This window comes from Actinotalea caeni (genome assembly GCF_009733795.1).
Lineage (GTDB): Bacteria > Actinomycetota > Actinomycetes > Actinomycetales > Beutenbergiaceae > Pseudactinotalea > Pseudactinotalea caeni.
The window spans coordinates 36,344-58,267 of record NZ_WNXX01000004.1 but is presented as its reverse complement, the minus strand read 5'-3'; the positions used below and the strand labels follow the sequence as shown (position 1 = coordinate 58,267).

Below are 21,924 nucleotides of genomic sequence, written 5' to 3'. Positions count from 1 at the left end.
GGCCCGACCTGACCTGACCCGACCTGAGAACCCGATAGGAGCACGCCCACCGATGAGATGCCTGGTGATGGAGGACTTCGGCCGCATGGCGGTCGCCGAGGTCGCGGACCCGAAGGTCACCGCGGGGCACGTGGTGATCGACGTCGTCGCGACCGGCATCTGCGGCTCCGACCTGCACGGCTACACCGGTGAGAACGGCCGCCGCAAGCCCGGTCAGGTGATGGGGCACGAGTCGGTGGGCCGCATCCGTGCGCTCGGCGACGGCGTCGAGGGCATCGAGGTCGGCGCGACCGTGACGTTCAACCCGCTGGTGGTGCCCGCCGCCGAGCGGCCGCTGTACCGCGGCCGCGAGCAGCACGCCCCCGGCCGGTCGGTCATCGGCGTCAACCCGTCGGTGCGCGCCGCGTTCGCCGAGCAGGTGGTCGTGCCGGCGGAGAACGTCGTGCCGCTGCCGGACTCGGTGCCGATCACGTGGGGCGCGCTCGTGGAGCCGCTCGCGGTCGCCGTCAACGTCGTGCGCCGGGTCGCGGTGACCGCCGAGGACACCGTGCTCGTCATCGGCGGCGGCCCGATCGGGCAGTCCTGCGTGCTGGCCGCGCAGCACGCCGGTGCGACGTCGGTGTACGTCAGCGAGCCGTCCGCCTCGCGGCGCGCCCTGTGCGAGCAGCTCGGGGCGGTGCCGCTGCAGCCGGGCGAGCCCGTCGAGGAGCAGGTGCGGGCGCTCAACGGCGGCCCCGTGACGGTGGCGATCGACGCCGTCGGCATCACCGCGACGATCCAGGACGCGCTGCGCGCGACCGTCGCGGGCGGCCGCGTGGGCCTGGTGGGCATGGGCGCGCCGGTCACCGAGCTGCAGACGTACGAGGTGAGCACGCTCGAGCGCACGATCACCGGCAGCTTCTGCTACTCCGACGAGGTGTTCCGGGCGGCCGCCGCGTGGGTGGCCGACGGCAGCACCGACTTCTCGGCGCTGATCAGCGAGGAGGTCCCGCTCGCCGAGGGCCCCGACGCGTTCGCGCGGCTCGCCGCCGGCGCCGACATCCCGGGCAAGGTGCTGGTCCGGCTGGACCGCTAGCCCCGCAGACCCCCGTGTCGGGTGCGTGGGCGTGCGCCGCGCACCCGACGCGGGACCCAGCCGCCCGCCGCCGTGACCCCCCTGCACGGCGGCGGGCCCGGCACGCGAGGCCCCGCGCTCCCGATCCACCGCGGGGCCTCGCCCTCCGAGTTCCCACCGTGCCGCCGAGGTCGCACGATGCGCGGTGCGATCTGGGCGCTTCGGTGCGACCTCGGCGTCGGAGGGCGCCGTGGTCAGCCGGCCGTGGCGAGCAGCGGGTCGACGGCGTCGGGGTCGTCGTCGATCCCGGCCATGTCGGGCGCGAGCGCGTGCAGGGCGTGGTCGATCGCGACGGCGTAGGTGACGTCGGTGCGGCGGGTCGCCCCCCACGCGCACCAGCCCCAGCCGCCGGTGTGCGCGGCGACCAGCAGCCCGTCCGGCAGGTCCGGCCGCGCCAGCCCGGCGAAGAACGGCAGCGCCGCGACGTGCTGCCGGAACGCCTCCCAGCGCCGCCGCAGCTCGCCGCGCCACGGCCCGACCACGACCATCACGCGCCCGTGCGGCAGCCGGTGCGCGACCAGGTCGATCTCCCAGCCGAAGCCTTCCCGCACCGAGTCCGGTGTCGCGGAGAGCACGACGACGGCCGCGCGCCCGGCCAGCTCGGTCACCTTCTCCTGCCACTCGTCGTGCCCGTAGGAGGCGCGGGCGGCGCCGATCCGCGGCAGCCGCGAGCCGGGCGGCGCGATCGCCACCACCGGCCCGATCCGCTGCAGCTGCACGACGACCGCCTCCTCGAACCGGCGGCGGCGCACGACGTTGAGGGTGTCCATCAACCCGCGCCTGTGCAGCGTCGCGGGCAGCGCGAGCCGATCCTCGTCGAAGCTGCGCAGGTAGAGCACGGGCGGGCGCGGGTCGGCCTCGAGCACCTCCCGCAGCGACGCCGCGCGCAGCCGCCGGCCCAGCGCGTCCAGACCCGCCACCGCGACCAGCACCACCAGCACGCCGAGCAGCACGAGCAGCATCGACTCCCGGATCAGCAGGGCGACGGCGACCAGCGCCACCACCGGGGCGTCGGTACCCGCAGCGAGGATCTCCGCCGGTGTCGGGATGCGCTGGGCGGGCGGCAGGATCGCGCTCGCGACGCCGGCGACCCCCACCCCGACGACGACCGCCAGCGCGAGCCCGTGCGCGACCGCGCTGAGCCCTCGGCCCAGCCACGCCCGGGCGCCGCCGTGCGTGCTCGGCAGCCGCCCCGCCCGCTCCACCGGCAGCGGCCGGTGCCGGCGCACCATCACCACGCCACCCACCAGGCCGAGCGCACCCACCACCACCCGGCCGACGCCGTCGAGCACCGCCCCGATCGTGAGGTTGCCGAGGCCGAAGGCGAGCAGTGTCGCGCTCAGCCCGGCCACCCACCAGCCGGCGCGGCGCCAGCGGCGGCGCGTGGCGACCTGCGCGGCCGCGGGCGTGACGTCGAGCCACCCGGGGGTGTCGCTGCGCGCCTCGTAGCGGGGCCGCCGCAGCGCCACCACCGCGCGCGCCGGCAGCACGAGCACCAGCCACACCAGCAGCGGCAGCGTGACCAGGATCCCCTGGACCTGGTAGCCGTCGCTCTGCGGCGGCACCGGCTCGCCCGGGAGCGAGGCCGCGAGGTCGGGTGCGAGCTGGGCGCCGAGCGCGAGCGCGTTCGCCCGGTCCGCGGCCTGCACGGCGAGCACGACGATCCGGGCCTCCTGCACCCACACCCGCAGCGCGACGCCCTCGGTCTCCGACCACGAGACGTGCTCGACGTCGAGGGTCCGTTCGTCGGGCAGGTCGGTCGTGAAGATCACCTGCGCCGCCGCCGCGGCCTGCGCGGCCGGCTGGTTGGTGCACGGCACGAGGATGACGGCGACCTCGGCGGCGTCGCCCGCCCAGCGCCAGCGTTCACCGGGGTCGCAGCGGTCGTCGCCGTCGATCGTCCAGCCCGCCGTCTCCACGAGCGTGAACCCCGCGGGCGACCAGGGCGGGTCGTCGGCGTGCGCGGGTGCGGCCGGCGCCGTCAGGCCGAGCGCCGCGCCCAGCACGACACCGAGCGAGACGAGCAGCCGCTGCACGGCGCCGACCGGACGCATGGGCCGATCATCCCGGGTCGACCGCCTCGCGTCAGCCCGGACCGATGGGCATCTCGACCCGTCGCCGCCTGCGACGACGACGCGCCCGCTCGCCGCCTCGTTGACACGCGTCGCCGGTACCGGTCGGATAGGGCACGACAGGAGGGGTGCTGTGCCTGAGGTGACCGACGTCGTCGCGCAGGCCTACGCCGAGCGCAAGGAGGCGTGGGGCCGTGCGCGACGTCTGCTGCGCGACTGGCTGCGCGACCAGGCGCGCGACCTGCTCGAGGGGCAGGACTCGACGCGCATCGACGTCGCCCAGGGTCGGATCAAGAAGCGCAAGCGCACGTGCGACAAGCTGCGCCGCCGCATCGAGGAGGGCGTGCTCGACGCCGAGACGCTCACCCCGCGCGACGTCGAGCAGCACGTGCGCGACGTCGTCGGCCTCAAGGTGCTGTGCAAGTCGACGCGCGACCAGCGCATGCTGGCCGACCGGCTCGTCCGCGACCAGCCGGCCGGGATGCGGCTGAGCCAGCCGCCGAAGGACTACGTGAGCAAGCCCAAGCCGTCGGGCTACCGGGCGATCCACCTCGAGTACCTCGTGCAGGTGCCCGGGCACGACGACGTCGCCGTCGAGGTGCAGATCAAGACCCGGCTGCAGGACGCGTGGAGCGAGCTCACCCACGAGGACCTCTACAAGCCGGGCGCGCCGATCAAGGTGACGCCGTTCCACGAGTCGGTGGCGCTGACGATGGCGAACCTGCTCGCGGAGGTCGACCGGCTCGCCGACAACCTCGCCGAGGAGCTCGCGAGCACGATCGAGGAACCGGTGCTGGTGCCGGAGGTGCCCGCGGGCACCGTGCGGGTGCGGGTGCGCACCACCGGGCCGCGGTTCGCGCTCGCGGTCGACGAGCACGGCCGCCAGGGCCTCATCCAGGCCTCCGCCGTGCGCCGCCTCGCCGGGGTGCGGGAGTTCATCGACGTCGCCGACTACCTCCACGTCGACGACGAGCTCACCGTCCGCGTCGTCGACGGCGAGAAGGGGCTCTACTACGTGCCCACCGAGCTCCCGCGGCACTGAGGCGGCACTGGCCCGACCAGCCCGGCGAGATCGAGCTTCTGTGTCGAGATCGAGGGGATGAATCCTCGATGTCGCCCTGAAACCTCGATCTCGGCGGGGGGGTGACGGCGGAGCTGACGCGGCGCTTCGGTGGTGGCGGGTGTCGCCTCGCCCCGGGGGGCCCGGGCGCGCTCAGCCGCAGTTGTCGCAGATGCCGGAGGCGGGGAGCTGCATGAAGCAGGTGGGGCAGATCTTCGGGGCCTCCTCGGGTGCGCGCTGCTTGCGCTGCCGGGGGGCGGCTGCGGCGCGGGGCGCCCGGGTGCGGGTGCGCTCCTGCGCCTCCTTCTCGGCGACGAAGGCCTTGATGCGTGCCTCGTGGTCGGCCTGCTCGATGACCTCGAGGGGGACGTCCTCGGCGTAGCGGCGGTAGCAGGCCAGGCGGGCGGCGACGGTGCCCTCGTCGAGGTCGGTGCCGCCGTCGGCACGGTGCGAGACCAGCGAGGTCAACGGCGGCAGCCCGGCCGCGCGGCACTGGGCGACGACCCGCGCGAGCACGGGGCCGATCCAGCTCCGGTACGGCGAGCGGGTGCGCAACCCGGTGCGGGCCTGCACCTGCTCGGCCAGGTCGGCGTAGGTGATGACGTCGAGGTAGTGGCCGGCGACCTCGGTGAGGATCTCTCCCGCCGCCTGCGCCCAGGCGCTGGTGCCCTGACTGATCCCGACCCACCGCTCTCCGGCCGCCTGCTCCGTCATGCCTCTAGCGTCGCATCCCGGCCGGGGTGCTGCGAACGCACCCCGACCGGCCGGCGATCAGGCGCGGGCGACGCCGTCGAGCAGGGCGAGGTCGTCCTCGCCGAGCTGCAGCGCACCGGCGGCGACGTTCTCCTCCAGGTGCGCGACGTTGCCGGTGCCGGGGATGGCGAGCACGTGCGGGCCCCGGTGCAGCGTCCATGCGAGCCGCACCTGGGCGGGTGTGGCGCCGTGGCGCGCCGCGACCTGGGCGACCTCGGCCTCGCCGGTGGTGTCGGGCGCGGCGCCGGGGACGGCGTTCGGCACCGCGGCGCCCATCGAGAAGAAGGGCACGAACGCGATGCCGCGGTCGCGGGTGAGGGCGAGGACGTCGTCGTCGGCCCGCTCGGTGAGCCCGTAGCGGTTCTGGACGGCGGCGACCGGGGTGATCGTCAGTGCCTCCCGCAGCTGCGCCGCGGAGACGTTGGAGAGCCCGATGTGGCGCAGCAGCCCCTCCTCGCGCAGCTCGACGAGCGCGGCGACGTGCTCGGCGACCGACCCCTCGGCCGGTCCGAGCCCCGTGCCCCACCGCAGGTAGACGAGGTCCATGTGGTCCCGGCCCAGCTGGCGGATGTTCTCCTCGAGCTGGTCGCGCAGCTGCTCGGGCCGGGCGTAGGGCTCGAACCCGAAGTCGGAGGACCGGGTCCGGCTCGGGCCGATCTTCGTCGCGATCGTCAGGTGCTCGGGATAGGGCTGCAGCGCGGTCGCGATCAGCTCGTTCGCCGAGCGGGTGGCCACGAAGTAGAACGCGGCGGTGTCGATGTGGTCCACGCCGACCTCGACGGCGCGGCGCAGGACGGCGATCGCGTCCTCGCGGCGGCGGGGTGCGGGGTCCCAGGGCATCCCGGTCAGCCGCATCGCGCCGAGGCCGATGCGGTTGACGGTGCGGTCGCCCAGCTGCCAGGTGCCGGCGGCGCTGGCGTCGAGGGTGGTGGTGGTCATGGTGGTTCCCTTCGGTGGTGGGTCAGACCGCGAGCGAGAAGAGGTCCCGCGGCGATCGGGTGATGAGGCGTGCGCTGAGCTCCCAGAGCCGGCGGGCGGCCTCGGGGTCGACGGCGTGCGGGGCGACCCCGGCCTGCGGGTGGGTGGTGCCGGTGCCCGGGTCGAGCGCGGCGACGTCGCCGTCGGCGAGGTAGACGCCGCCGCGGTGCTCCAGCAGCGGGCTGGTGGCGGCGACGAGGATGGTGGCGGCACCCTGGTCGATGGTCTTGCGGCCCGAGGGCGGGTCGATGATCGCCGCACCGGTGCCGTCGACGATGCCGAGAGCGCGGCGGACGTCGTCGCCGGCGGACCGGTTGAACCGGGTGTCGGCGACGATGCCCGGGTGCGGGGCGAAGGCGCGGACGCCCGCGTCACCCCAGAGCCGGTCGAGCTCCCGTGTGAAGAGGACGTTCGCCGTCTTCGACTGCGCGTAGGCGAGCGCCGGGTCGTGACGGTCGGTGCGGAAGTGCGGGTCGTCCCAGAGGATGCCCGAGTGCCGGTGCGCACCGGAGGTGGTGGTGACCACGCGGGCGCGGCCGGAGGCCAGCAGCACCGGCAGCAGCCCGAGCGTGAGCTGGAAGTGACCGAGGTGGTTGGCCGCGAACCGGGTCTCGTAACCGCGGCGGTCGTGGTCGAGGCCGCCGGTGGCCGGGATGCCCGCGTGGTTGACGAGTAGGTCGACGGGCCGACCCTCGCGGCGGTAGCGGGCGGCGAACGCCTCGACCGACTCGGGGACGAGCAGGTCGAGCTGCTCGATCTCGACGCGCCGCACCCCGACGAGGGCCCGCTTGGCGCGGCGCGGGTCGCGGGCGGCGACGGTCACCCAGGCGCCGGCCGCGCTGAGCGCGCGGGTGACGGCGAGCCCGAGGCCGGAGTGGCCCCCGGTGACGATGGCGTTGACGTCGGTGAGGTCGATGCCCTGCATGACCTCCTGGGCCGTGGAGTACGCGGTGAAACCCGTGCCCACGGGTTCCTGGAGCTGTCGCAGGTGCTGGCTGTGCTCGGTGAGTGGCATGAGCGCACGTCCTTCCTAGGCTGCGCTGCGCCTGAGGCGCTATAGTTGGTACCGGAACAACGTTCCGCCTAGAACTATACGGAACACTGTTCCGCTTACGCAAGGGGTGATCGTGAACTCGTCCGCACCGTCCGCAGAGCCGGGCACGGCGACCGCCGTCGACGGCGCCGCGGACCGCCGTGTGCGCGCCGACGCCCAGCGCAACATCGACGCGCTGCTCACCGCTGCCGCGGAGGTGTTCGCCGAGTGCGGCGTCGACGCCCCGGTCCGCGACATCACGAAGAAGGCGGGTGTCGGCACCGGCACGCTGTACCGCCACTACCCGCAGCGCTCGGACCTGGTCGCCGCGGTGTACCGCCACGAGGTCGACGCGTGCGCCGACGCGGCCGCCCGGTTCGCCGAGGAGTACGAGCCGGTCGAGGCGCTGGTGCGCTGGCTCGAGCGGCTCCAGGGCTTCTTCGCCACCAAGCGCGGCCTCGCCAGCGCGCTGCACTCCGGCGACCCGGCGTACGAGAACCTGCCGGCCCACTTCCGGGGCCGGTTCGTCCCCGCGCTGAGCGCGCTGCTCGACGCCGCCGCCGAGGCCGGCCAGATCCGCAAGGACGTCCGCCCCGACGAGCTCCTCCACGCCGTCGCCCAGATCAGCATGGCGGCGCCCATGCTCGACGAGGGCTACGTCGACCGCATGACCCGGCTGCTCGTCGACGGGCTGCGGTACAGCGGCTGAGGGCGCGGCTGGCCCCGGGTCGCCGGTGGCCGGGCGGGGCCGCTGTGGGCGTGGCGTGCACCCGGCCGCCCCGTTCTGGCCGCGAACTCGTACCCCGGTGCCGAACTCGTAGCGTGCACGGTACGAGCTGGGTTGGGAAGTACGAGTTGGCGGGCTGGACGACGGCCGACCGGCAGTGGAGGGTGTGCCATCCGCCGCCTGCGCCCGCCGACGAATGCGCGAACTCGTACTCCGGTGCCGAACTCGTAGCGTGCACCGTACGAGGTGGGTTCGGGTGTACGAGTTGGCGGACTGATGGACGGCCGGCCGGCTGTGGCGATGCCGTGCACCCGGGCGGACTCCGCCCGCCGCCCGCCGCAGCCGCCTGCCGCACCTGCCCGCCGCGGGCGACCACCAGGCCGGCGCGTCAGGAGGCGGCCGGGCGCGGTCCCGCCCGCCGACGCCCTCAGGGCCCCCGCGTCCGCATCGGCGACGCCAACTCGTACCCCGGTGCCGAACTCGTAGCGTGCACCGTACGAGGTGGGTGCGGGTGTACGAGTTCGGCTCGCTGTGGCTTGCCGGCCGCGAGACGGGCGGGGTCGGCGGGCCACCGTTCTGCGCGTCCCGACCCGATCGGCGCGTGGCCACCGCCCGGCACGCGAACTCGTACGTGGGTGCCGAGCTCGTAGCGTGCACCGTACGAGTTCGGCACGGCAGTACGAGTTCGCGGGTGGAGGGGCGTGGGCTTCCCGCGCCCCGCGTCCCCCGTCCCCCGCACGACCGGGCGCCTGCCGTGGTCAGCCGAAGAAGACCCGCAGGTCGCGCACGACGTCGTCGGGGACCTCGAGGGCGGCGAAGTGGCCGCCGCGGGGGAACTCCGACCAGTGCTCGATGCGGGCGTTGTCGCGCTCGGCGAGGCTGCGGATGGTCTGGAAGTCGTCCTTGAACACGGCGACGCCGATGCGGCCCTGGCTGACGACCGGCTCGGCGCCGGTGCGCTGCTCGGCGTAGTGGTAGCGCAGGGCGGTGCCGTAGGTGTTGGTCAGCCAGTAGAGGGTGGCCTGGGCGAGGACCTGCTCGGGGGTGACGAGCGAGGTGCCGTTGCCGAAGCTCTCGAACAGCTCGTGGTAGGCGAGCGTGGCCACCGGGGAGTCGGCCAGCGCGGCCGCGATCGTCTGCGGGCGTGACGCGTTCATGACGTTGTACGCACCCACCGACTGGAACCACTGCATGTGGCCGAGGGCGGCGTACTCCTTCTCCCCGAAGCCGTCCATCTCCCCCTCCGCGCCGGAGGGGAACGAGAACAGGTGCAGCACGTGCGCGCCGAGGAAGCCCTCGGGCTCGGTGACGGCGAGCTCGCGGCCGATGAGGGCGCCGGCGTCGGAGCCGTGGATCCCGTAGGTGTCGTAGCCGAGGCCGCGCATGAGGGTGTCGTAGGTGCGGGCGACCCGCGCGATCGTCCACTCCCCGACCATCGGGGTCGAGAAGCCGAAGCCCGGCATCGACGGGATGACGAGGTGGAACGCGTCCGCGGCGGTGCCGCCGTGCGCCTCGGGATCGACGAGGGCGTCGATCATGTCGAGGAAGTCGAGCACCGAGCCGGGGTAGGTGTGGGCGAGCAGCAGCGGGGTCGCGCCCTCGTGGCTCGAGCGCATGTGGAGGAAGTGCAGCGGCTGCCCGTCGATCTCGGTGACGAAGCTCGGGTAGGCGTTGAGGCGGGCCTCGACCGCGCGCCAGTCGAAGGTCTTCCATCGCTCGACCATGTCGCGCAGGTACGACACCGGGGTGCCCCACTCCCAGGAGTCCTCCGGTGCGGCCGGCGCGAACCGGGTGCGCTCGAGGCGCTCGTGGAGGTCGTCGATGTCGGCCTGCGGGATCTCGACGGCGAACGGGCGGATCTCCAGCGCGGCGGCGGGGGTCGTGGTCATCTGGTGCTCCGTGGGGGTCGTGAGCCGGTTCGCTCCAGCTCGTTGACCTCACGCTATGCAGGGTTCAGGAACGGTTCTTTCCGTTACTGTGAGCAGACTTCGGGCCATCGCGAAAGGTGTTCCCATGGCCTCCACCTCCGCCCGTCTGCTCGCTCTGCTCGGCCTGCTGCAGTCGCGTCCCGACTGGTCCGGCGCCGAGCTCGCCGAGCGGCTCGCCGTCACCGACCGCACGGTCCGCAACGACATCGCGAGGTTGCGCGAGCTCGGTTACCCGGTCGACGCCGTCCGCGGCCCGGGCGGCCGGTACCGGCTCGGCGTCGGCGCCCGGGTGCCCCCGCTGCTGCTGGATGACGCGGAGGCGGTGGCGGTCGCCGTCGGGCTGCGGCAGACGACGGCGACCGCGGGCTTCGAGGAGTCCGCCCAGTCCGCGCTGACCAAGCTGGAGCAGGTGATGCCGGACCGGCTGCGCCGCCGTCTGGCCGCGATCCGGGACGCGAGCTCGAGCGGGCCGGAGAACACGTCGTCGAACGTCGAGGACCCGCCGACCGACCACGCGACCCTGGCCGCGATCGCCGACGCGATCCGCGACCGGCAGGGGCTGCGGGCGTTCTACCGGGAGGAGCCCGTGGAGCTGGAGCCGTACCGGCTGGTGGCGTGGCAGCGGCGGTGGTTCCTGGTGGCGCGCACCCCGGCCGACGGCGCGTGGGCGCCCTACCGGGTGGACTGGCTGCAGCTGCGCACCCCGGGCGGGCGGCGCTTCACGCCGTCGCCGTTCCCGGGCGACTACACCGAGTTCGTGGTGCGCGAGGTCGCGCGCACGGGCTGGCCGGTGCACGCTCGGATCACGGTCGACGCGCCCGCGGAGGAGGTGCTGGCGCGGACCAACCCGGCCGTCGGCACCGTCGAACCGCTGCCCGACGGGCGCAGCGTGCTCGTGACCGGCGGTGACAGCGTGGAGATCGTCGCGGTCTGGATCGGGATGCTCGGCATCGACTTCCACGTCACCGACCCGCCCGAGCTGGTCGAGCACGTGCGGGTGCTGGCCGAGCGGTACGCGCGGGCGACGCCTGGGTGACCTGAGAAGGGCTCAGGGTCCTTGCTCGCTGAACATCGTCGTCAGAAGCTTGTCCCGAGCGCGCTCGAGATGCTCGCGAGTGAGCGTACGGGCGGCGTCCGCGTCGCCGCTGGCGATCGCATCGAGGATCGTTGCGTGCTCGTCGGCGATCTGCTCGGCGCGCAAGAGCTGCCGCGCCTGGACGCGGGCCATGCACAGATGTGCCTCCGCCATGAGCGTCGCGTGCATCCTGGTCATGCGTTCGTTGCTGTGCGCGTGCACCAGAGCCTGGTGCAGCTGAACGTCCGAGGCGACCACGACGCTCGCGTCGTTGCGTGCGGCCGCGAGACGCAAGAGGTCGTTCTGCAGCGTCGCCGCTTCCGGCAGGTCCCGACGAGTGGCGAGCGAGGCGGCGACGTGGCTTTCGAGCACGATCCGTGACTCGTACAGCTCGCCGATGTCGCGAGCGGAGAGCACCCGCACGATGAGGCCGCGGCGACCGTTCCGGACGAGGATGCCGTCGTTCACCAGGCGATCGAGGGCGGCCTTGGCCGTCGGCCGGCCGATGCCGAACTGGGCAGCGACGCCTACTTCGGTGATGCCGGCACCGGCGTCGACCTCACCGCGTAGCAGCTGGTTGCGCAGCTCCTCCTCGACTGCGTCCACCACGGAACGAGTGCGGAGCTCATGGTCTGCCATGCGAGGATGCTAAGCGTTGTCTCAATGTTATACAAGGACTCTTGACGCTCATAGGTTCGTGCCCTACCGTCCTGCACACGGACGAGGCGAAGGAGCCCGAAGCTTTATGACTGCGATCGGATTCATCGGTCCCGGCATCATGGGCGCCCCGATGGTGCGCAACCTGGTCACAGCAGGACACGAGGTGCGGGTGTACGGAGCCAGCGAGCGAGCCCGTGCACGAGCGGCTGAGACGGGTGGCCAGGTGGTCGACTCCGTAGCAGACGCCGCCAGAGGCTGCGAGGTGCTCATCACGATGCTGCCGGACGGCCCGGTCGTCCACGAGGTCCTGCTCGGCGAGGACGGGGCAATCAGTCATCTCGACCCCGGCGCGCTGCTCGTCGACCACTCCACGATCAGTCCCGCCGAAGCGTTGGCGGTTCACGAGGCAGCCGCGGCCGCCGGGGTGCGATGCCTGGACGCCCCTGTCAGTGGCGGCGAGGCCGGTGCTGTTGAGGGTGTTCTCTCGATCATGGTCGGCGGCGACCGGGAGGCGTTCGAAGCCGCCAAGCCCCTCTTCGAGGTCGTGGGATCCACCATCGAGCTCGTCGGACCAGCGGGTTCCGGACAGGTGGTGAAGGCGGCCAACCAGCTCATGGTGGCCGGCCACATCCAGATGCTTGCCGAGGCGCTGGTGTTCCTCGGCGCCCATGGCGTCGAGCCCGAGACGGCACTCGACGTGCTGGGCGGCGGGCTCGCCGGTAGCACCGTGCTCACCCGCAAGCGCGCGGCGATGGTCAATCGCGAGTTCGCGCCCGGCTTCCGGATCGCCCTGCACGACAAGGATCTGGGCATCGTGGACGGCGCCAGCAAGGAGCAGGGGCTCGCGCTCCCGTTGACGGCAGCCGTGACGGCCCTCATGCGGTCCGCGCGACGACGGGGGTACGGGGATCTCGACCACTCTGCGTTGCTGCAGCTGTTGCTCGACCTGAACGGCGAGCACGCAGGGGTGGCCGAGCGATGACGACTACTGGTTCGGGCGCCGACCCCGAGGACCAGATGTGGTGGCAGAAGCCGTTCCGGATGTTCCAGACGAACATCCGTGAGATCGACGCCGGGCTCGACGTCGAGCGGGTGCTCGACAGGATCATCGACTACGGCGCCAACACGTGGTTGCTCAGCGTGGGCGGGATCGTCTCGAACTACCCCACGAAGCTCTCCCATCAGAGTCCGAACCCCTGGCTGGCGGACCGGCCCAGTGGCGACCTCATCGGTGACGCCACAGCCGCGGCGCGCCGGCGGGGCGTCCGGGTGCTCGCCCGGATGGATTTCTCCAAGGTCGCCCGCCGGATCGCGATGGAGCACCCCGAGTGGCTGTTCGTGGGCCCGGACGGACGTCACCAGGTCTATCAGGGCCTCACCAGTGTCTGCCCGAGCGGCGGGTACTACCAGGAGAAGGTCTTCGAGGTTCTCGACGAGGTGCTCTCGCGCTACGAGATCGACGGGTTCTTCTTCAACTGGATGAGCTTCAACGAGATCGACTACGACAAGGCATACCGCGGCGTGTGTCACTGCGTCTCGTGCCGCACCGGTTATGCCGAGGAGTTCGATGGCGCCGAGCTGCCCGTCGGCCCGGAGAGCCCCGGCTACGCGCAGTGGCGTGACTACACCAGCGCCGTGATCGACGACCTGCTTGCCAGGGTTCGCGCCTTCATCGCCGAGCGGCGCCCGCAGGCTCCCCTGATCATGGGCGTCACGGCGGACATGGTCTTCCACGAGGCCAACAACGCGATCGGTCGTGAGCTGTGGCCAGCCCTCACCCAGGAACGCGTGAGCCTTGCACGCTCCTACCGGCCTCATGTGCCGGTGCTGGTGAACTCGGTGGCATTCGTCGACATGCCCTACCGGCTGGTGTCAGAGGACCCCCGCCACTTCGCTCAGTACCTGCTGCAGGCCATGGCCACCGGGGCCATCCCGTCGACCTACATCATGGGCGTCCCTGACGAGTTCGACTACGCCTCGCTCAGGGCTGGCGCCGAGGTCACCCGGTTCCACCGCGACCACGAGGAGGTCTACCACGACCTCGTTCCGTCTGCCCGCACCGGTTTGGTGTGCCCTCCCAGCGGGCGGCACGGCGAATCGCTTTCCGGTTCGCAGGACGCCACGGACGAGTTCCGCGGCTGGTGGCAGGCTCTGAGCGCCGACCATGTCCCGTTCGATGCGCTCGACCTTCGCCGACTCGGCGAAATCGCACAGTCCGGTGGGCTTGAGCGCTACCGCCTGCTCATCCTTCCCGACCTCGGACCACTCGATGAGGATGTGGCATCGGCGCTGGACCAGTGGGTGGAGCGCGGAGGACGGCTGTTGGGCACCGGCAGCAGCGGCTTTGCCTCCGGTACCAGCCAGCTCGCCTCGAGTCCCGCTGCTTCAAGGCTCGCCGTGCTCGACACCCCTGAGACCACCTGGTCCTCCGTCGTGCTCACCGATCCCGACGACCGCAGCACGGCGCTCCCGATCCTCGGGGCACTGCATGTCACCACGCTTCGTGAGGGCGCGCAGCGGTTCGGGGCAGTCCTGTCTCGTGCGCCGTATGGACCGCCTGAGAAGTGCTATGGGCATCTGCCGCTGCAGACTCCGGCGGGTGCCGTCGTCCAGCACGGGGCCGGGCAGGGCGCGGCGATGTTCTGGACACCTGGACGCGCGCACCGGCACCTCGGGCTCAGCGCCATCGGCGAGGAGATGACCAGGCAGGTCCGCAGCTTGCTCGGCGGTGAGCGTGATGTCGAGACCGACCTTCCCGCCCAGGTCGAGGTCATCATGGGCCGTTCCCGCGCCGGTCTCGTGCTTCACCTCAACAACGTGAGCGGGCGCCGGCACCAGGGCTACAGCGATCCGATCACGATCCCGGCCGGGAGGAGGCTGCGGGTTCTCAGCGACGTGCAGACGCTCCGTGCGCTGCGAGCGGGGGTCGAGCTCGAGCGGGACGACGCCGGCTTCTTCATCCTCCCTGAGATCAGCGATTTCGAGGTCCTGGTCGGGCAGTGATGGCAGCAGCACGATCGATGACGGACGTCGGGCCGCGGGTGCTGGTGGCTCCCGACAAGTTCAAGGGGACACTCACCGGCCAGCAGGCGGCCGAGGCGATCAGCGCCGGCGTGATCGAATGGGCACCCACTGCGCAGGTACGGACCGTTGTCGTCGCGGACGGCGGAGAGGGCACGGTCGAGGCAGCCCTCGCCGCGGGTGGGACGGCGACTACAACCACCGTACGGGGTCCGCTGGGCGACCCCGTGACGGCAACCTGGGCAGTGCTCGGCACGATGGCGGTCATCGAGCTGTCGGCGGCCAGCGGCCTTCAGCTCTTGGAGCCGTCGGACGACACCGCCGGCCGGGCGCACACCTTCGGGACAGGCGAGCTCGTGCGCGCCGCGCTCGATCATGGCCTGACCCGCATAGTGATCGGGGTCGGCGGGTCGGCCAGCACAGATGGGGGAACGGGGCTGCTGGCCGCTCTTGGGGCCCGCTTCCTCGACGCTGAGGGACAGCGCGTCGAGCTCGGTGGCGCCGATCTCGTCCGCCTGGCTGCTATCGACCTCAGCGGTCTAGATCCCCGTCTTCGCGACGTGACGCTCACCGTCGTGTGCGACGTCGCGGCGCCGCTACTGGGCCCGGACGGTGCGATCGCCATGTTCAGCGCGCAGAAGGGCGCCGGCGCCGAGACTCAGCAAGTCCTCGAGCGGGGGCTGAGCACGCTCGCTGCCGTTATCGGTCGTGCCACTGGCCGCGATATCGCAGCCCTCGACTGGGCCGGCGCCGCCGGTGGTACGGCGGGGGGCTTGTACGGGCTGCTGGGAGCCGAGTACGTGAGCGGCATCGACTTCATCGCAGACCTGACCGGGCTGGCCGAGCACCTGGCGTGGGCGGATCTGGTCATCACCGGAGAAGGGTCGTTCGACCGGCAGTCGCTGCGCGGCAAGGCGCCGCTGGGGGTCATCGATCACGCGGGCGCGGCTCAGGTGCCGGTGGTGCTGGTCGCCGGGCGCATCCAGATGGCGGATGAGGAGCTGCGGCGCATCGGAGTCCGGTCCTGGGCGTCGGCCGAGGACTCAGCGCCGAAACCGCGACAGGCGGTCGGGCCGGCTGCGGCGCACTGGGTGCGGCAGGCCACCCGGCGCGCGCTGGACGACCTAGGCGGCGACGAGGTCGCGGCGGTATCGGGTTCGCGACCATCCCGGGCCGGTCCGGCCGCCGAGCATGACTGATGCCGTCCGACCCACCCACACCCCACACAGGGAGAGGCAATGCCGAACGAAGAGACTCCTGGACTGATCCTCGTCACCGGGCAGCAGGACGAGGCGAACCGTCGGCGGATCACCGAAGCGGCGGATGCGGCACCGGTGCGTTTCGTCACGAGCATGAATGAGGCTGGGGAACTGCTCGGGGACGCCGTCGCCATCGCCGGCACGGTCTCGGCCGCGCACCTGGCGGCGGCGCCGAAGCTGAGGTGGGTGCACAGCTGGGCGGCGGGTGCGAACAACGACCTGACGCCCGAGATGGTGGCGAGCGACGTGGTGCTGACGTCGTCGGTGGGCAACGGTGCGATCCCGTTGGCAGAGCACTCGATGTTGCTGATGATGATGCTCAACCGGGACGTGCCACGGTGGATGGCGAGCCAGCGCGCTCGGACCTGGGACCGCTTCACGCACGGCGAGCTGAACGGCAAGACGCTCGGCATCTACGGCGTGGGCCACTCTGGGAGCGATCTGGCGCTCAAGGCCAAGGCCTTCCACATGCGGGTGCTCGGGTGTCGGCGGAACCACGAGACGTTGGTACCCGGAATCGACGAGATGTACAGCCCAGACAGGCTCATCGACTTCGTGGCCGAGTGTGACTTCGTGGTGGTGACCGCGCCATACACCGCAGGCACCGCCGGAGCGTTCTCCGCCGATGTCTTCCGTGCGATGAAGCCCACCGCGTACTGGATCTGCATCTCCCGTGGCGGCATCGCAGATGACGACGCCCTGCTGCGGGCGTTGCAGGAGGGGTGGATCGCTGGAGCCGGCATCGATGCTCACGGCGTCGAGCCGCTCCCCAGCGATAGCCCGTTCTGGACCGCGCCCAACACCATCATCACCCCGCACAACGGCGCTACCACGCCGGGGACGGCGCAACGAGGTGTGGAGATCTTCGTCGACAACCTCCGTCGCTTCGTCACGGGGCAGCCGCTGCAGAACGTCGTCGACAAGGTCCACGGCTACTGAGTGCGGGGCGGAGGACGTCGGGGGACAACCAGCACATCACCACTGAGCACCATTCACCGAAGGGACAGTCAACGATGACGACACACCCGATCACCCCAAGCCGGCGTACGTTCCTCACGGCCGGTGTCGGCGCCGGCGCGATGGCCGCGATCCTCGCTGCATGCGGCCGCGGGGACGCCGCACAGAACAGCGGCGGGGGCGGTGGCGCAGGCGCGGGCGACGACGGCAGTGGCGGCGGCCCGATCACCATGCGCACGGCGCTGTGGGGCAACGCCGATCGAGCCCAGCTGTACGAAGAGGCCACTGCGATGTATGCCGACACCCTCGAGGAGGACGTCACCTTCGACATGTCCTTCGCCGAGCTCGGCCCCTACCTTGAGCGGCTCGCCACCACCGCGGCGGCGAACGACCTGCCCGACGTGTTCTTCATGCGGGACACGCACCTTGGCTGGTACGGGCAGAGCGGGTCGCTGCTGGACCTGACGCCGTACCTGGGCAACATCATTCAGACCGACCAGATCGCAGAGGCGGCGATCGGCGACGGCACCGTCGGCGATGGCGTCTACGCGCTCCCCACCCACTACGTAGGCCAGGCGCTCTTCTACGACGTCGAGATGCTGCAAGAGGCCGGCATCGACGGAACGGCCATCACCACCTGGGACGACCTGGCCGAGGCCGCGCGTGCCGCGCACGGGATCCGCGAGGGCGTCGTGGGGCTCGACGACCCCACGATGGACAACAGCACCCAGCGATTCCTCGAGGCCTACATCCGCCAGGCGGGTGAGGAGGTGTTCACGCCGGACGGCGGCATCGGGTTCTCCGAGGACACGATCGGATCGTGGCTGGAGTTCTGGCACCAGCTGCGCTCCGACGGGGTGCTCACGCCGCCGGATGTGTCGCTCGAGAACGACGCAGCGGGCGTGGCGGGCAGCATGATCGCTACCAACCGGTGCGCGCTCGCACTGATGAGCACCAACCACTACGTGCAGGTGCTGCCGGTCACCCAGAACGAGCTCGCGCTCGCAAGCCTGCCCGTGCTGCCCGACGGCACCGACGACTGGTGGTTCTTCCCGCCGATTCTCATCTGCGCCGGCGCCAATACCCAGCACCCCGAGATCGCCGCGGGCCTGATCAACTTCCTCGTGAACGACATCGAGGCGGGGAAGCACACGCTGCTGAACCAGGGTGCCCCGTCGTCGGCGGCGGTGCGCGACGCGATCCTGCCGCTGCTGGACGACGGCCAGCGGGCCTTCGTGGAACAGATCTCCCGCGAGCAGGAGTACCCACGCCGACCGTTCCCGGTGCGGCCGCAGGGCTCGGAGGAGGTCAACGCCTCGATCGGTCGCAACTCGACAGCGGTGGCGTACGGCCAGATGTCGGTGGCTGATGCTGCGGCGGCCATCGTTGCGGAGAGCAAGGCCGCGATGGGTGGCGCGTGATGGCGGGCGAGTGTGCGTTCTGCGCGGCGGACGTCGACGACGCTCCGCCGCGCGAGCGCGCAGTCCGCACCGATAGGTGGCGGCTGGTGGTGCATCGTTCGGCGCTGCCAGGGTGGTTCTTGCTGATGCCGCGACGGCACATCGAGTCGCTGCACGAGATGACGGCAGAAGAGGCTGCGGATCTCGGGCCCCTGATCCAGCGGGCAAGCGCTCTGCACGTCGAGCACTTCGGTGCACTGAAGACCTACGTCATGCAGTTCGCCGAGGGGGTCTCGCACGTGCACTTCAGCCTGGCCCCGCGGCGCTCCGACATTCCAGCTGACCGGATCGGCCCCGCGTCGATGGGCTTCAACAGCAAGGACGAGACGCTGAGCACTGAGCGGCGGGACGAGATCGCCCTCCAGGTCGCGCGCGCCTGGGGGGCCGGCGGTGGTGACGGCGACACATGAGTGCCCTCAGCGAGCTCAGCCGGCTCAGGCGTCGGGGTACACCGGCCTCGAAGAGTCCCGCCGAGCGCAACGACGGGAAGGCGGCGCTGTTCTTCCTGGGCCCGTGGTTCATCGGGCTCGCGGTGATCGTCGCAGGTCCCTTGGCTGCCTCGTTCTACCTGTCGCTCACGGACTACGACCTGCTCTCGCCACCGGTCTTCGAGGGTTTGGCGAACTACCAGGCCCTGCTCACCGACTCGCAACTCCGGAAGGCGTTGCAGGTCACCTTCACCTATGTGTTTGTGTCGGTGCCGCTGCAGCTGGCGGCGGCACTGGGACTGGCACTGCTCCTGGACAGGGGGCTGCGCGGACTGGCTGTGTACCGCTCGGTGTACTACCTGCCCTCGCTGCTGGGTGGCTCGGTGGCGATCGCGATCCTGTGGCGCCAGATCTTCGGTACGGAGGGCCTCGTCAACCAGGTGCTGTGGTGGTTCAACGACCTCCAACCGTTCGTCCACATCCAGACCCAGGGTTGGGTGTCGAACCCGGACACCGCACTCGGCACCCTGATGATCCTCAATGTATGGACCTTCGGCTCGCCGATGGTGATCTTCCTCGCTGGACTGCGGCAGATCCCGGAGATGTACTACGAGGCGGCCTCTATCGATGGCGCATCCCGGTGGCGACAGCTGCTGGGTATCACGTTGCCTCTGCTCACTCCCATCATCTTCTTCAACCTGGTGCTGCAGGTAATCAACGCGTTCCAGACCTTTACGCAGTCCTACATCGTATCCGGCGGGACCGGCGGTCCGGTCGACTCGACCTTGTTCTACACGCTGTACCTGTACATCCAGGCGTTCACGAACCTCAACATGGGGTACGCCTCGGCAATGGCGTGGGTGCTGCTGCTGATCGTGGCGGTGATGACCGCACTGAACTTCTTCTTGTCGAAGTATTGGGTCTTCTACAATGACTGACGCCGCACGCGCCGAGCTCGTGCTGATGAATGCATCTCGCGCCGCCGCCCGCCGCCACGCCTCGTGGCGGCGGGCGGGCAAGCATGCGTTGCTAGTTCTCGGCGGCCTGCTGATGCTCTACCCGCTGCTGTGGATGGTGGCGAGCTCGTTCAAACCCGAGGCCCTGATCTTCCGCGAGCCTGGGCTGCTGGCCAGCGAGTTCACCACCGAGAACTACGCTTTCGGCTGGGACTTCCTGCGACGTCCCTTCAGTTGGTACATCACGAACTCGCTCATCGTGGTGGCAGGTGCCGTCATCGGGAACCTGGTGTCGTGCTCGCTCGCGGCCTACGGGTTCGCTCGGCTGAACTTCAAGTTCAAGAATCTGTGGTTCGCTATCATGCTGATGTCGATCATGCTGCCGATCCACGTGATCATCGTGCCGCAGTACATCTTGTTCTCGAACATAGGATGGATCAACACCTTTCTCCCGCTGATCGCGCCAAAGGTGCTTGCGACCGACGCGTTCTTCGTTTTCCTCATGGTGCAGTTCTTCCGGGGTATCCCGCGTGAGCTCGACGAGGCCGCGCGGATCGACGGCGCGGGTCATCCGCGGATCTTCTTCAGGATCATGCTGCCGCTATCGGTACCTGCATTGGCCACGACGGCGATATTCACGTTCATCTGGACGTGGAACGACTTCTTCAGCCAGCTGATCTTCCTCACGCATCCGGACATGTACACGGTGCCGGTCGCCCTGCGAACCTTTCTGGACGCCACGGGTCAGAATCACTGGGGTCCCATGTTCGCGATGTCGCTGATCTCGCTCGTTCCACTCTTTGCAATTTTCCTGTTCGGGCAGCGGTTCCTCGTCAAGGGGATCGCCACCACGGGGATCAAGTAGCGCGGGCGCTTCAGGCCGGCGAAGGCGTGAGCCGCCAGGGCCCCTGAGTGGTCGCACGAGGCGGTGCGACAAGGGCTCGGCCAATCGGCCAGCTTGGTGCGGAGCTCTGCAGAGCAGCGATCAACGGTACTCGGTGCGGATGTCAGCACACCGGACGGCGTTCGCGCCGACCGCCCCGGTGAGCTCCTCGACGGCGCGCCGCGCATCGGCGACCTCGACCCCCGAACCGGGCGAGAGGGTGGCGAGCTCCTCGACGGTCACGATGCCGTCGTCACCGCGGTGCCGCAGCAGCGCGCGCGCCGCGCGCTGCAGGCGGTCGACGCGCCCCTCGGGCGTGGTCGGCTCCCACCAGGGCTCGCCGCGCTCGCCGAGCGCGACCTTCGCGTCGTGGACGGCGGGGCGTGCGCCGCCGTCGGTGCGGACCGCCCGCCGCGCGGCCATGAGCGCGGAGACGAGCTCGGCGCGCAGCGGCTCCGGGATCGACGGGTCGGTGGCTCGCCACCGGCGTCCGTTGACGACGATGTGGTGCCCGGACGGCGTGCGCTCGGGGTCGCCGTCGTCCGCATCTGCCACCCGATCATCGTGGCAGGTGGGGCCGGCGACGCCGTCGGGCCCTTGCCTGGGCCGTGATCGGTGAGGAGGATCGGACGACGGCGTGCCGCGCCTTGCGGCGCGCGCCCTGGACGGAGGCCGACCATGCCGACGACGACCTACACGCTCGAGGTGCCGGGGGCGGTGCTGACGTACGACGTGCACCAGCCGGAGAGTCCGAGCGACCACCCGCCGCTGTTCGTGTTCGGGTCGCCGATGGGGGCGTCGGGGTTCGCGCAGCTGGTCGAGCAGCTCGACGACCGGGTGGTCCTCACCTATGACCCGCGGATGGCGGAGCGCAGCCGGCTGACCGAGGGCGGCGAGGTGAGCGTGGAGATCCACGGCGAGGACCTGCACCGGGTGGTGGAGGCCGCTGGGCTGGGGCCGGTGGACGCCTTCGGCAGCAGCGGCGGCGCGCAGGCCGCGCTGCCGTGGGTGCTGGCGCACCCGCAGGACGTGCGGACGCTGGTCGCGCACGAGCCGCCGCTGACCCTGCTGCTGCCCGACGCCGACGTGCTGATGAAGGTCAACGCCGACATCGTCGAGACCTACCAGCAGCGCGGCTTCGGCCCGGCGCTGGCGAAGTTCATGCGGCTGGTCATGCACACCGGCGAGTTCACGCAGGAGTACCTGGACCAGCCCGACCCCGACCCCGCCCAGTACGGCCTGCCCACCGAGGACGACGGCTCCCGCGACGACCCGCTGCTCGGCCACAACATGAGGATGGCGCCCTACCTCCCCGACGCCGAGGCCCTCACGGCGACCGGCGTGCGGATCGTCCCGGCGGTCGGCGCCGACAGCGAGGGCGGCATGCCCCGCCGCGGCGGCGAGGCGCTCGCGGAGCTGCTGGGCGTGGAGCCGGTGATGTTCCCCGGGGACCACGGCGGCTTCACGGTCAGCGAGTGGGCGCCGGGCAACGACCCGGCTGCGTTCGCGCAGAAGCTGCGGGAGGTGCTCGCGGGCTGATCGGTCGACGGCGCGGCCCGC

20 protein-coding genes are annotated in these 21,924 nt (G+C 71.3%); 13 read left to right on the top strand and 7 right to left on the bottom strand.

Features of this window, described 5'->3' with window-relative positions; all coding sequences use genetic code 11:
- The first annotated feature begins 52 nt into the window (after positions 1 to 52).
- Positions 53 to 1,075, top strand: coding sequence for a zinc-dependent alcohol dehydrogenase (locus tag GPA02_RS04825; protein ID WP_156198762.1), 1,023 nt, complete (start codon positions 53 to 55; stop codon positions 1,073 to 1,075).
- Between the two features lie 233 nt (positions 1,076 to 1,308).
- Here GPA02_RS04825 and GPA02_RS04820 read toward each other — a convergent pair whose 3' ends face one another.
- Positions 1,309 to 3,168, bottom strand: a complete 1,860-nt coding sequence (locus GPA02_RS04820) for a hypothetical protein (RefSeq protein WP_162457706.1) — start codon at positions 3,166 to 3,168, stop codon at positions 1,309 to 1,311.
- Between the two features lie 151 nt (positions 3,169 to 3,319).
- Here GPA02_RS04820 and GPA02_RS04815 point away from each other — a divergent pair, with 151 nt between their 5' ends.
- Positions 3,320 to 4,228 carry a GTP pyrophosphokinase gene (locus GPA02_RS04815; protein ID WP_162457705.1) on the top strand — a complete coding sequence of 303 codons (909 nt, stop codon included), beginning with the start codon at positions 3,320 to 3,322 and terminating at the stop codon, positions 4,226 to 4,228.
- 171 nt (positions 4,229 to 4,399) lie between these two features.
- Here the strand turns inward: GPA02_RS04815 and GPA02_RS04810 are convergent, their stop codons facing one another.
- From GPA02_RS04810 to GPA02_RS04800, 3 genes are read right to left on the bottom strand one after another with little or no spacing between them, the layout of a single operon-like run.
- Entirely contained in the window at positions 4,400 to 4,960 is a 561-nt protein-coding gene (locus GPA02_RS04810) for a hypothetical protein (protein WP_156198756.1), read from the bottom strand.
- 57 nt (positions 4,961 to 5,017) lie between these two features.
- Positions 5,018 to 5,938, bottom strand: a complete 921-nt coding sequence (locus GPA02_RS04805; RefSeq protein ID WP_156198754.1) for an oxidoreductase — start codon at positions 5,936 to 5,938, stop codon at positions 5,018 to 5,020.
- Between the two features lie 22 nt (positions 5,939 to 5,960).
- Positions 5,961 to 6,992: an SDR family NAD(P)-dependent oxidoreductase gene (locus GPA02_RS04800; RefSeq protein ID WP_156198752.1), complete on the bottom strand. Its 1,032-nt coding sequence runs from the start codon at positions 6,990 to 6,992 to the stop codon at positions 5,961 to 5,963.
- 112 nt (positions 6,993 to 7,104) lie between these two features.
- Between GPA02_RS04800 and GPA02_RS04795 the strand changes: the two genes are divergently transcribed.
- On the top strand, positions 7,105 to 7,719 hold the full coding sequence (locus GPA02_RS04795; RefSeq protein WP_156198750.1) for a TetR/AcrR family transcriptional regulator: 615 nt from the start codon (positions 7,105 to 7,107) through the stop codon (positions 7,717 to 7,719).
- A gap of 776 nt (positions 7,720 to 8,495) precedes the next feature.
- Here the strand turns inward: GPA02_RS04795 and GPA02_RS04790 are convergent.
- Positions 8,496 to 9,626 carry an epoxide hydrolase family protein gene (locus GPA02_RS04790; RefSeq protein WP_156198748.1) on the bottom strand — a complete coding sequence of 377 codons (1,131 nt, stop codon included), beginning with the start codon at positions 9,624 to 9,626 and terminating at the stop codon, positions 8,496 to 8,498.
- Positions 9,627 to 9,750: 124 nt separating this feature from the next.
- Between GPA02_RS04790 and GPA02_RS04785 the strand changes: the two genes are divergently transcribed.
- On the top strand, positions 9,751 to 10,701 hold the full coding sequence (locus GPA02_RS04785; protein WP_156198745.1) for a helix-turn-helix transcriptional regulator: 951 nt from the start codon (positions 9,751 to 9,753) through the stop codon (positions 10,699 to 10,701).
- Positions 10,702 to 10,713: 12 nt separating this feature from the next.
- On the opposite strand, the gene GPA02_RS04780 is transcribed toward GPA02_RS04785, so the two are convergent.
- Positions 10,714 to 11,379: a GntR family transcriptional regulator gene (locus tag GPA02_RS04780; protein WP_156198743.1), complete on the bottom strand. Its 666-nt coding sequence runs from the start codon at positions 11,377 to 11,379 to the stop codon at positions 10,714 to 10,716.
- Between the two features lie 106 nt (positions 11,380 to 11,485).
- On the opposite strand from GPA02_RS04780, the gene GPA02_RS04775 reads away from it, so the two are divergent.
- The 8 genes from GPA02_RS04775 (at position 11,486) to GPA02_RS04740 (ending at position 20,346) form a co-directional block, all read left to right on the top strand.
- Positions 11,486 to 12,382: an NAD(P)-dependent oxidoreductase gene (locus GPA02_RS04775; protein WP_156198741.1), complete on the top strand. Its 897-nt coding sequence runs from the start codon at positions 11,486 to 11,488 to the stop codon at positions 12,380 to 12,382.
- Positions 12,379 to 14,403 (top strand): alpha-amylase family protein, encoded by a 2,025-nt coding sequence (locus tag GPA02_RS04770; RefSeq protein WP_156198738.1) that lies wholly within the window; start codon positions 12,379 to 12,381, stop codon positions 14,401 to 14,403. The genes GPA02_RS04775 and GPA02_RS04770 overlap by 4 nt, the downstream gene beginning before the upstream one ends.
- 17 nt (positions 14,404 to 14,420) lie before the next feature.
- Positions 14,421 to 15,620 carry a glycerate kinase gene (locus tag GPA02_RS04765; protein ID WP_162457704.1) on the top strand — a complete coding sequence of 400 codons (1,200 nt, stop codon included), beginning with the start codon at positions 14,421 to 14,423 and terminating at the stop codon, positions 15,618 to 15,620.
- Positions 15,621 to 15,659: 39 nt separating this feature from the next.
- Positions 15,660 to 16,619, top strand: coding sequence for a D-2-hydroxyacid dehydrogenase (locus GPA02_RS04760; RefSeq protein WP_156198734.1), 960 nt, complete (start codon positions 15,660 to 15,662; stop codon positions 16,617 to 16,619).
- 74 nt (positions 16,620 to 16,693) lie between these two features.
- Positions 16,694 to 18,058 (top strand): ABC transporter substrate-binding protein, encoded by a 1,365-nt coding sequence (locus GPA02_RS04755; protein WP_204986502.1) that lies wholly within the window; start codon positions 16,694 to 16,696, stop codon positions 18,056 to 18,058.
- Positions 18,058 to 18,507, top strand: coding sequence for an HIT family protein (locus GPA02_RS04750; protein WP_240133907.1), 450 nt, complete (start codon positions 18,058 to 18,060; stop codon positions 18,505 to 18,507). The genes GPA02_RS04755 and GPA02_RS04750 overlap by 1 nt, the downstream gene beginning before the upstream one ends.
- Complete coding sequence (locus tag GPA02_RS04745) at positions 18,504 to 19,463, top strand: carbohydrate ABC transporter permease (RefSeq protein ID WP_156198727.1); 960 nt, start codon at positions 18,504 to 18,506, stop codon at positions 19,461 to 19,463. Before GPA02_RS04750 ends, GPA02_RS04745 begins: the two co-directional genes overlap by 4 nt.
- Positions 19,464 to 19,488: 25 nt before the next feature.
- On the top strand, positions 19,489 to 20,346 hold the full coding sequence (locus GPA02_RS04740) for a carbohydrate ABC transporter permease (RefSeq protein WP_240133906.1): 858 nt from the start codon (positions 19,489 to 19,491) through the stop codon (positions 20,344 to 20,346).
- A 120-nt stretch (positions 20,347 to 20,466) separates the two neighbouring features.
- On the opposite strand, the gene GPA02_RS04735 is transcribed toward GPA02_RS04740, so the two are convergent.
- On the bottom strand, positions 20,467 to 20,919 hold the full coding sequence (locus GPA02_RS04735) for a DUF3253 domain-containing protein (protein WP_204986501.1): 453 nt from the start codon (positions 20,917 to 20,919) through the stop codon (positions 20,467 to 20,469).
- A 123-nt stretch (positions 20,920 to 21,042) separates the two neighbouring features.
- Between GPA02_RS04735 and GPA02_RS04730 the strand changes: the two genes are divergently transcribed.
- A complete protein-coding gene (locus GPA02_RS04730) occupies positions 21,043 to 21,903 on the top strand; it encodes an alpha/beta fold hydrolase (protein WP_156198722.1) in 861 nt (286 codons plus the stop codon).
- The last annotated feature ends 21 nt before the right edge of the window (positions 21,904 to 21,924 follow it).

What these genes read in the sequence shown, in the direction of transcription:
- GPA02_RS04825 (WP_156198762.1), top strand. Translation starts at nt 53, where the DNA reads ATGAGATGCCTGGTGATGGAGGACTTCGGCCGCATGGCGGTCGCCGAG.
- GPA02_RS04820 (WP_162457706.1), bottom strand. Translation starts at nt 3,168, where the DNA reads ATGCGTCCGGTCGGCGCCGTGCAGCGGCTGCTCGTCTCGCTCGGTGTC.
- GPA02_RS04810 (WP_156198756.1), bottom strand. Translation starts at nt 4,960, where the DNA reads ATGACGGAGCAGGCGGCCGGAGAGCGGTGGGTCGGGATCAGTCAGGGC.
- GPA02_RS04805 (WP_156198754.1), bottom strand. Translation starts at nt 5,938, where the DNA reads ATGACCACCACCACCCTCGACGCCAGCGCCGCCGGCACCTGGCAGCTG.
- GPA02_RS04800 (WP_156198752.1), bottom strand. Translation starts at nt 6,992, where the DNA reads ATGCCACTCACCGAGCACAGCCAGCACCTGCGACAGCTCCAGGAACCC.
- GPA02_RS04790 (WP_156198748.1), bottom strand. Translation starts at nt 9,626, where the DNA reads ATGACCACGACCCCCGCCGCCGCGCTGGAGATCCGCCCGTTCGCCGTC.
- GPA02_RS04785 (WP_156198745.1), top strand. Translation starts at nt 9,751, where the DNA reads ATGGCCTCCACCTCCGCCCGTCTGCTCGCTCTGCTCGGCCTGCTGCAG.
- GPA02_RS04780 (WP_156198743.1), bottom strand. Translation starts at nt 11,379, where the DNA reads ATGGCAGACCATGAGCTCCGCACTCGTTCCGTGGTGGACGCAGTCGAG.
- GPA02_RS04775 (WP_156198741.1), top strand. Translation starts at nt 11,486, where the DNA reads ATGACTGCGATCGGATTCATCGGTCCCGGCATCATGGGCGCCCCGATG.
- GPA02_RS04770 (WP_156198738.1), top strand. Translation starts at nt 12,379, where the DNA reads ATGACGACTACTGGTTCGGGCGCCGACCCCGAGGACCAGATGTGGTGG.
- GPA02_RS04765 (WP_162457704.1), top strand. Translation starts at nt 14,421, where the DNA reads ATGACGGACGTCGGGCCGCGGGTGCTGGTGGCTCCCGACAAGTTCAAG.
- GPA02_RS04760 (WP_156198734.1), top strand. Translation starts at nt 15,660, where the DNA reads ATGCCGAACGAAGAGACTCCTGGACTGATCCTCGTCACCGGGCAGCAG.
- GPA02_RS04755 (WP_204986502.1), top strand. Translation starts at nt 16,694, where the DNA reads ATGACGACACACCCGATCACCCCAAGCCGGCGTACGTTCCTCACGGCC.
- GPA02_RS04750 (WP_240133907.1), top strand. Translation starts at nt 18,058, where the DNA reads ATGGCGGGCGAGTGTGCGTTCTGCGCGGCGGACGTCGACGACGCTCCG.
- GPA02_RS04745 (WP_156198727.1), top strand. Translation starts at nt 18,504, where the DNA reads ATGAGTGCCCTCAGCGAGCTCAGCCGGCTCAGGCGTCGGGGTACACCG.
- GPA02_RS04740 (WP_240133906.1), top strand. Translation starts at nt 19,489, where the DNA reads ATGAATGCATCTCGCGCCGCCGCCCGCCGCCACGCCTCGTGGCGGCGG.
- GPA02_RS04730 (WP_156198722.1), top strand. Translation starts at nt 21,043, where the DNA reads ATGCCGACGACGACCTACACGCTCGAGGTGCCGGGGGCGGTGCTGACG.